Below are 9,218 nucleotides of genomic sequence, written 5' to 3'. Positions count from 1 at the left end.
TCCCTGCTCGCCGGTGAGGGTGAAGAGGGCAACGGCGGTCTGCCGTTCTCGTGGGAGGGCGTCTCGCTGTACGCGACCGGCGCCTCCGCCCTGCGGGTGCGGATCGCGCCCACGGGCCAGGGCGACGCTCTGGCGATCGCGGTCGCCGATACGACGGGTGCGCCGGTCGCCTCGGTCGACTCGCTGCTGGCACGGGCCGTGTCGAGTGAGCAGTTGAGTGATTCCGCCGGGCTGTCGCGTGACGCGCTGTTCGGTCTGGACTGGGTGCCGGTGGCGCTTGAGTCCGAGGCTCCTTCCGGCACCGTCGCGGTGCTCGGTCCGGACACGCTCGGCCTGGCCGGCGGCCTGGAGGACGCGGGCGTCGAGGTCGGGACGTATGCGGATCTGGCCGCGCTGGCGGCGGGGGAGACCCCCGTTCCCGGCTCGGTGCTGGTCGGTGTGCGCGCCGCGGACGGCGCCGAGGTCGCGGAGTCGGCTCACACGCTGGCTGCCGGTGCCCTGGAGCTGGTGCGGCAGTGGCTGGCAGAGGGGCGGTTCGCCGGTTCACGGCTGGTGTTCGTGACCCGGGGCGCGGTTGCCGCGGGTGACGAGAGCATCGATGATGTGGCCGCTGCGGCGGTGTGGGGTCTGGTGCGTTCTGCGCAGACGGAGAACCCCGGCAGCTTCGGCCTGGTGGACCTCGGCTCCGCGGATGATTCCTTCGCGCAGCTCCACCGGTCCCTCGCCACGGACGAACCGCAGGTCGTACTCAGGGACGGCGGAGTCCAGGCAGGGCGCCTCGCGCGGCTGGACTCCGGAGCGGGTCTGGTGCCGCCGGCCGGTGTGCCGTGGCGGCTGGACAGCCAGACGAAGGGCAGCCTGGACGGGCTGAACCTGGTGCCGTTCCCCGAAGTCCTCGAACCGCTGACCGGTCACGAGGTGCGGATCGACGTGCGCGCGGCAGGACTGAACTTCCGCGACGTTCTCAAGGCACTGGACATGTACCCCGGCGACGCCGGCCGGATGGGCCGCGAGGCCGCCGGCGTGGTGGTCGAGGTCGGTCCCGAAGTGACCAACCTGCGTCCCGGCGACCGGGTGGTCGGCCTCGTGTCGGGCGGCTTCGGCTCCCTGTGCGTGGACGACGCACGGCTCCTCACCCTGCTGCCCGACACGTGGTCGTGGGAGGCGGGGGCCTCGGTGCCGCTGGTCTTCCTGACGGCGTACCACGCTCTGGTGCAGCTGGGGAATCTCCAGCCGGGTGAGAAGGTACTGATCCACGCCGGCGCCGGTGGTGTGGGCATGGCGGCCATTCAGATCGCCACACACCTGGGCGCCGAGGTGTTCGCCACCGCGAGCCAGGGCAAGTGGGACGTCCTCCGCTCGCTGGGTGTCGCGGACGACCACATCGCCTCGTCCCGTACGACGGAGTTCGAGGAGGCCTTCTCCCGGATCACGGCCGGCGAAGGCGTCGACGTCGTGCTCAACGCGCTCTCCGGTGAGTTCGTGGACGCGTCGCTGCGTCTCGTGGGAACGGGCGGCCGCTTCCTGGAGATGGGCAAGACCGACATCCGCGAAGCGGCGGATGTGCCCGAGGGCGTCGCGTACCAGGCGTTCGACCTCGGCTGGGTCGACCCCGACGACATCCAGCTGATGTTCGTCGCCCTGATGGAACTCTTCGACCGCGGCGTACTGCGGCCGCTGCCGGTCCGCTCGTGGGACGTGCGCCAGGCGCGCGACGCGTTCAGGTTCATGAGCATGGCGAAGCACGTGGGCAAGATCGTGCTGAGCATGCCGCGGGTCTGGGATGCCGAGGGCACGGTGCTGATCACCGGTGGTACGGGTGGTCTGGGCGGTGTGCTGGCGCGGCATCTGGTGGGTGAGCGTGGTGTGCGGCGGTTGGTTTTGACCAGTCGTCGTGGTGCGGGTGCTCCGGGTGCGGACGAGTTGGTCGCGGAGTTGTCCGGGCTGGGCGCCGAGGTGTCGGTGGTGGCCTGTGATGTGTCGGACCGTGCGGCTGTGGCCGGGGTGTTGGCCGGTGTGGAGAAGTCCGGTCATCCGCTGACGGCCGTGGTGCACACGGCGGGTGTGCTGGATGACGGCATCGTCGGTTCGCTGACGACGGAGCGGCTGGACGCGGTGTTGCGTCCGAAGGTGGACGCTGCCTGGCATCTGCACGAGCTGACGCGTGAGCTGGATCTGGCCGCGTTCGTGGTGTTCTCCTCCGTGGCCGGTGTGTTCGGCGGCGCGGGACAGGCCAACTACGCGGCGGGCAACGCGTTCCTGGACGCGCTGGCCACCTACCGGCAGGCCGAGGGCCTGCCCGGTGTCTCGCTCGCCTGGGGCGCCTGGAACCAGGGCGCGGGTATGACAAGCGGTCTCGACGACCGTGACATCCGCCGCGCCGCAGAGGCGGGCATGCCGCTGCTGACGGTCGAGCAGGGTGTGGCCCTGTTCGACGCCGCGCTGGCCACCGGCGAGCCCGCGGTGATTCCGGTACGGCTGGACCTGTCGGCGCTCCGTACGCAAGGCGCCGTACCCCCGGTCCTGCGCGGTCTCGTCCGTGCGAGTGCGCGGAGGACCGCGGCCTCGGCGGCGGGCACCGGCGCGGAGGCCGGTCTGGCGGAACGCCTGAGCCGGCTGGAGCGCGCCGAACGGCGTGAGACGCTGCTGAGCCTGGTACGCGCCCAGGCGGCCATGGTCCTGGGTCACGCGAGCGGTGACGGAGTCGATCCCTCACGCGCCTTCCGCGACCTGGGCTTCGACTCCCTCACCGCGGTGGAACTGCGCAACAAGCTGAACACCGCGACCGGTCTGCGGCTGCCGGCCACGATGGTCTTCGACTACCCGACGGTCGGGGTGCTGGCGGACCACCTGCTCGACGAGCTGCTGGGCCCGGACGCCGACGCGGCCGCGCTCCCCGAACTCTCACAGGCTCTGCTCGACGACGATCCGATCGTGATCGTCGGCATGAGCTGCCGCTTCCCGGGCGGTATCGGCTCGCCGGAGGATCTGTGGCGGCTGGTCGCCGAGGGCGGCGACGTCGTCTCCGACTTCCCGGCCAACCGTGGCTGGGACGTCGAGGCGCTGTTCAACCCGGACCCCGAGAACATGGGCACGTCCTACACCCGCTCGGGCGGATTCCTGCACGACGCGGGCGAGTTCGACCCGGACTTCTTCGGGATGAGCCCGCGTGAGGCGATGGCCACCGACTCGCAGCAGCGACTGCTGCTGGAGACCTCCTGGGAAGCCATCGAGGGGGCGGGAATCGACCCGCTCTCGCTGCGCGACAGCCAGACCGGTGTGTTCGCCGGTGTGATGTACGGCGGGTACAACACCACCCTGAGCGGCAAGGAATTCGAAGGCTTCCAGGGCCAGGGCAGCGCGCTGAGCGTGGCCTCCGGCCGTGTCTCGTACACCTTCGGGTTCGAGGGCCCGGCGATGACGGTGGACACCGCCTGCTCGTCGTCGCTGGTCGCCATGCACCTCGCCGCACAGGCCCTGCGCAGCGGCGAGTGCTCGCTCGCCCTGGCCGGCGGCGTCACGGTGATGTCGGTCCCCGACACCTTCGTGGAGTTCTCCCGGCAGCGCGGCCTGGCCCCCGACGGCCGGTCCAAGCCGTTCTCCGAGTCGGCCGACGGCGTCGGCTGGTCCGAGGGCATCGGCATGTTCCTCATGGAGCGTCAGTCCGACGCGCTGCGCAACGGCCACGACATCCTCGCCGTCGTGCGCGGCTCCGCAGTCAACCAGGACGGCGCGTCGAACGGTCTGACAGCGCCGAACGGGCCCTCGCAGCAGCGAGTGATCCGGCAGGCCCTGGCCAGCGGCGGACTCTCGCCCGCCGACGTGGACGCGGTGGAGGCACACGGCACCGGCACCACACTCGGCGACCCGATCGAGGCACAGGCCCTGCTCGCCACCTACGGCCGGGACAGGGAACAGCCGCTGCTGCTCGGCTCGGTGAAGTCGAACCTCGGCCACACCCAGGCGGCCGCCGGTGCCGCGGGTGTGATCAAGATGATCATGGCGATGCGGCACGGTGTGCTGCCGAGCACCCTGAACGTGACCGAGCCGTCCTCCCACGTGGACTGGGAGGCGGGCGCGGTGGAACTGCTCACCGAGCAGACCCCCTGGCCCGAGACCGACCGGGTACGGCGCGCCGGTGTGTCGTCGTTCGGTATCAGCGGAACGAACGCGCACGTCATCCTGGAGCAGCCGGCCCCGGTGATCCGCGGAACAGTGGTCGACGGCGCCCAGGCCCCGGTGACCGACCCGGGCGTGGTGCCGTGGCTGCTCTCAGGCAAGTCGCCCGAGGCACTGCGGGGCCAGGCGGCCCGGCTGCTCTCCTACATCCAGGCCCGCTCCGACCTGCGCCCGCTGGACGTCGGCTTCTCGCTGGCGACAGGCCGGTCGAAGTTCGAGCACCGCGCGGTCGTACTCGCCGCTGATCCTTCCGAGACGGGACGCGCGCTGGCCGCGCTGGCGGTCGGCGAGCCGAACCCGCTGGTGGTGTCGGACGCCGCGGCGACCGGCAGGACGGCGCTGCTGTTCTCGGGCCAGGGTTCGCAGCGGCTGGGGATGGGCCGGGAGCTGTACGAGCGCTTCCCCGTCTTCGCCGAGGCACTCGACGCCGTACTGGCGCGACTCGAGGACGAGTTGGGCCGCTCGCTGCGTGAGGTGATCTGGGGCGACGACGCGGACCTGCTGAACGAGACGGGCTTCACCCAGCCCGCCCTGTTCGCCATCGAAGCGGCGCTGTTCCGGCTGGTGGAGTCCTGGGGCATCACACCGGACTTCGTGGCGGGCCACTCGATCGGTGAGATCGCGGCCGCCCACGTGGCCGGAGTGTTCTCGCTGGAGGACGCCTGCCGACTGGTCGTCGCACGCGCCACCCTGATGCAGGCGCTGCCGTCCGGCGGCGCGATGGTCGCCGTGCAGGCGACCGAGGACGAGGTCCTTCCGCTGCTGTCCGAGCGGCAGGACCAGGTGTCGATCGCCGCGATCAACGGCCCCGCGTCGGTGGTCGTCTCCGGTGAGGAGGCCGTGGTCCTTGAGGTCACGGCGCCCCTGGAGGAACAAGGCAGGAAGGTGACCTGGCTGCGCGTCTCGCACGCCTTCCACTCACCTCTGATGGACCCGATGCTGGACGAGTTCCGCGCCGTGGTCGAAGGGCTCACCTTCCAGGAGCCCACCATCCCCGTGGTGTCGAACCTGACCGGCCGGCTCGCGACGTCCGGGGAACTGCGCTCGGCCGAGTACTGGGTACGGCACGTCAGGGAAGCGGTCCGCTTCTCCGACGGCGTACGGACCCTCGCCGATCAGGGCGTCACCGTGTTCCTCGAACTCGGCCCCGACGGCGTACTCTCCGCCATGGCCCGCGAATCGGTGCAGGACGAAGCGGTCACCGTGCCGGTCCTCCGCAAGAACCGGACCGAGGAACTGGCCGTCGTCTCCGCGGTGAGCCAACTGCACCTGCACGGCGCCACCGTGGACTGGGCCAAGTTCTTCGCCGGATCCGGCGCGTCCCGGGTGGACCTGCCGACCTACGCGTTCCAGCACCAGCCGTTCTGGCCCGCGGGCATCAGGGGCGGCGCGGACGCGATCGCGATCGGACTCATGTCCGCCGAACACCCGCTGCTCAACGGCGTCGTCGAACTCGCCGAGAACGAGGGCGTGCTGTTCACCGGACGCCTCTCCGCGCAGGCACACCCCTGGCTGACCGACCACGCCGTCATGGGCCGCGTCCTGGTGCCGGGAACAGCGCTGCTGGAGCTGGCGATCCGTGCCGGTGACGAGGCGGGCTGCGACCAGGTCGAGGAACTGACCCTCGCCGCGCCGCTGGTGCTGCCGGAGCGCGGCGCCGTCCAGACACAGGTACGGGTCGGTGTCGCCGACGACACCGGCAGGCGTACCGTCACGATCCACTCACGCCCCGAAGGCGCCGCGGACACCTCGTGGACGCAGCACGCCATGGGCACACTGGCCGTCGGCGCCCGCACGGCGCCCGCCGGCTTCGAGGCCGCGCCCTGGCCGCCCGCGGGAGCGGAACCGGTCGACCTGGACGGCTTCTACGACGCGAGGGCCTCGGAAGGCTTCGCGTACGGCCCGGTCTTCCAGGGCCTGCGGGCCGTATGGCGCCTCGGCGAGGAAACCTTCGCCGAAGTGAGCCTGCCCGACGGCACGGGGGACGACGCCGAGGCGTTCGGTCTGCACCCCGCTCTGCTGGACGCGGCCCTGCACTCCGCCTGGTTCGCCGGCTCGCCCGACGACAGCGAGCGGCGCGCGGGTGGCATCCCGTTCTCCTGGAGCGGTGTTTCCCTGCACGCGTCCGGAGCCTCCTCCGTACGAGTCAGGCTGACCCGCGACGGTGAGGGAGCGATATCGCTCGACATCGCCGACACGACCGGCGCGCCCGTCGCCTCGGTGGAGTCGCTGGCGATGCGGACCCTGTCCACGGAGTCCCTGACCGACTCCGCCGCACTGACCAGGGACGCGCTGTTCCGGCTCGACTGGGCCCCGGTGGCCCCCGGAGCCGGTACGGCGCCGCGGACACCGGTCGCGATCATGGGAACCGACACCCTCGGCCTCGCGGAGGCGCTGCGCGACGCGGGCGTCGAGACGGAGACGGTGACCCGGGACGGCGAGAGCGAGCTGTCCGGCACGGTACTGATCCCCGTCGTGGGAGACCGGGCCGCCGACACCGCTGACGCGGTGCGCGCACTCACCCACCAGGTACTCGGTCAGCTCCAGGAACGGCTGACGGACGAACGGTTCGCCGAGTCGCGCTTCGTGTTCGTCACCCGCGGGGCCGTGGGCGGCCACGATGTGGCCGCCGCGGCGGTGTGGGGTCTGGTGCGCTCCGCGCAGTCGGAGAACCCGGGCTGCTTCGGCCTGGTCGACCTCGACCCGGCCGAGCCGGCCGCGCTGCCGGCGAAGGCGCTGGACAACGAAGAGCCGCAGGTGGCGGTGCGCGGTGGCGAGGTACGTGCCGCGCGCCTGATGCGCAGGGCGGCCGCCGACGTGAGCGAGGCGGCCGGGGCGACTCCCGCCTGGGCTTCCGAGGGCCGCGTGCTGATCACCGGTGGTACGGGTGGTCTCGGCGCGGTTGTGGCACGCCATCTGGTGGCCGAGCACGGTGTACAGAAGCTGCTGCTCGTCAGCAGGCGCGGCGGAGACGGCGCGGGCGCCGTGGAACTCGTCGCGGAACTGGCGGCAGGCGGAGCCGACGCGCGAGTGGCGGCCTGCGACGTGGCGGACCGAGAAGCGCTGGCCGCACTGCTCGCCGAGCACCGCGTGTCCGCGGTCGTACACGCGGCCGGTGTGCTGGACGACGGCACCATCGGCTCGCTGACACCGGAGCGACTGGACGCGGTCCTGCGCCCGAAGGTCGACGCGGCCTGGAACCTGCACGAACTGACCCTGGGCCTCGATCTGGCCGCGTTCGTGGTGTTCTCCTCGGCGGCGGCCACCTTCGGCAGCCCCGGACAGGGCAACTACGCCGCGGGCAACGCCTTCCTGGACGCGCTGATGGAACGCCGGCAGACCGAGGGACTGCCCGGTGCGTCACTGGCCTGGGGCCCGTGGGACCAGAGCGGCGGCATGACCGGCACCCTGGCGGAAGCCGACACGGACCGGATGGCACGCTCGGGTGTGCCCGCCCTGTCGGTGGAACAGGGTGTCGCGCTGTTCGACGCGGCGCTGTCGACCGGAGACGCCGTGGTGGCTCCGGTACGACTGGACCTGAACGTGCTGCGTGCGCAGGGCGAGGTTCCCCCGCTGCTGCGGGCGCTGATCCGGACCCGGCCCCGCAGGACGGCGGTCGCGGGATCGGCCGCCGCCGCCGGCCTCACGGCGCGGCTGGCCGGGCTGACCGCGGAGGAGCGTCAAGAGGTACTGGTGGACCTGGTCCGTGGGCAGGTCGCCCTCGTACTCGGCCACGCCGACGCGGCGGCGGTCCACCCGGGCCGCGCCTTCCGTGAGCTGGGCTTCGACTCCCTGACCGCGGTGGAACTGCGCAACAAGCTGAACACGGCGACCGGCCTGCGGCTGCCCGCCACGATGGCCTTCGACTACCCGACGGTCCAGACGCTCGTCGGCCACCTGCTCGACGAACTGCTCGGCTCCGAAGCGGTGGTGGCCCTGCCCACCGCCGCACGGAAGGCGGCGGTGGCCGACGATCCGATCGTGATCGTGGGCATGGCCTGCCGCTACCCCGGCGGGGTGGCGTCGCCGGAGGATCTGTGGCGGCTGGTCACCGAGGGCGGTGACGCGGTCTCCGGATTCCCGACCAACCGTGGCTGGGACGTCGAAGGACTGTTCAACCCGGACCCGGATCACCTGGGCACGTCCTACTCCCGCGAAGGTGGATTCCTGCACAACGCGGGCGAGTTCGACCCGGACTTCTTCGGGATGAGCCCGCGTGAGGCGACCGCGACCGACTCGCAGCAGCGACTGCTGCTCGAAGCCTCCTGGGAGGCGATCGAGCGGGCCGGCATCGACCCGGTCTCGCTGCGCGGCAGCGCCACCGGTGTGTTCGCCGGTGTGATGTACACCGACTACACCGACGTACTGGCGGGTCCGGAATTCGAGGGCTTCAAGGGCGGCGGCAGCACGAGTCTCGCGTCCGGCCGGGTGTCGTACACCCTGGGTCTCGAAGGCCCCGCGGTCACGGTCGACACCGCGTGCTCGTCGTCGCTGGTCGCGATGCACTGGGCCATGCAGGCCCTCCGCTCCGGCGAGTGCTCGATGGCGCTGGCCGGCGGTGTCACCGTGATGTCGACGCCGACGGTGTTCGTGGACTTCTCCCGGCAGCGGGGTCTGGCTCCCGACGGGCGCTGCAAGGCGTTCTCGGAGTCGGCCGACGGTGTCGGCTGGTCCGAGGGTGTCGGCATGCTGGTGCTGGAGCGTCAGTCGGACGCGCTGCGCAACGGCCACGAGATCCTGGCAGTGGTAAGCGGCTCCGCGGTCAACCAGGACGGTGCTTCCAACGGCATCACCGCTCCGAATGGTCCTTCGCAGCAGCGGGTGATCCGGCAGGCGCTGGCCAGTGGCGGTCTGTCCGCGGATGATGTGGACGTCGTGGAGGCGCACGGTACGGGTACCTCGCTGGGTGACCCGATCGAGGCGCAGGCGCTGCTCGCGACCTATGGGCGGGATCGTGACCCGGAGCGTCCGTTGCTGTTGGGTTCGGTGAAGTCGAACATTGGTCACACGCAGGCGGCTGCCGGTGTGGCGGGTGTGAT

1 protein-coding gene is annotated in these 9,218 nt (G+C 71.5%); it reads left to right on the top strand.

The features are described from left to right. The coding region (locus ACIP6N_RS29685) for an SDR family NAD(P)-dependent oxidoreductase (RefSeq protein ID WP_401820807.1) at positions 1-9,218 on the top strand (9,218 nt) is incomplete at both ends.

It is taken from the genome of Streptomyces sp. NPDC088725 (assembly GCF_044751305.1).
Lineage (GTDB): Bacteria > Actinomycetota > Actinomycetes > Streptomycetales > Streptomycetaceae > Streptomyces.
This window is presented reverse-complemented; position numbering and strand designations above follow the sequence as displayed.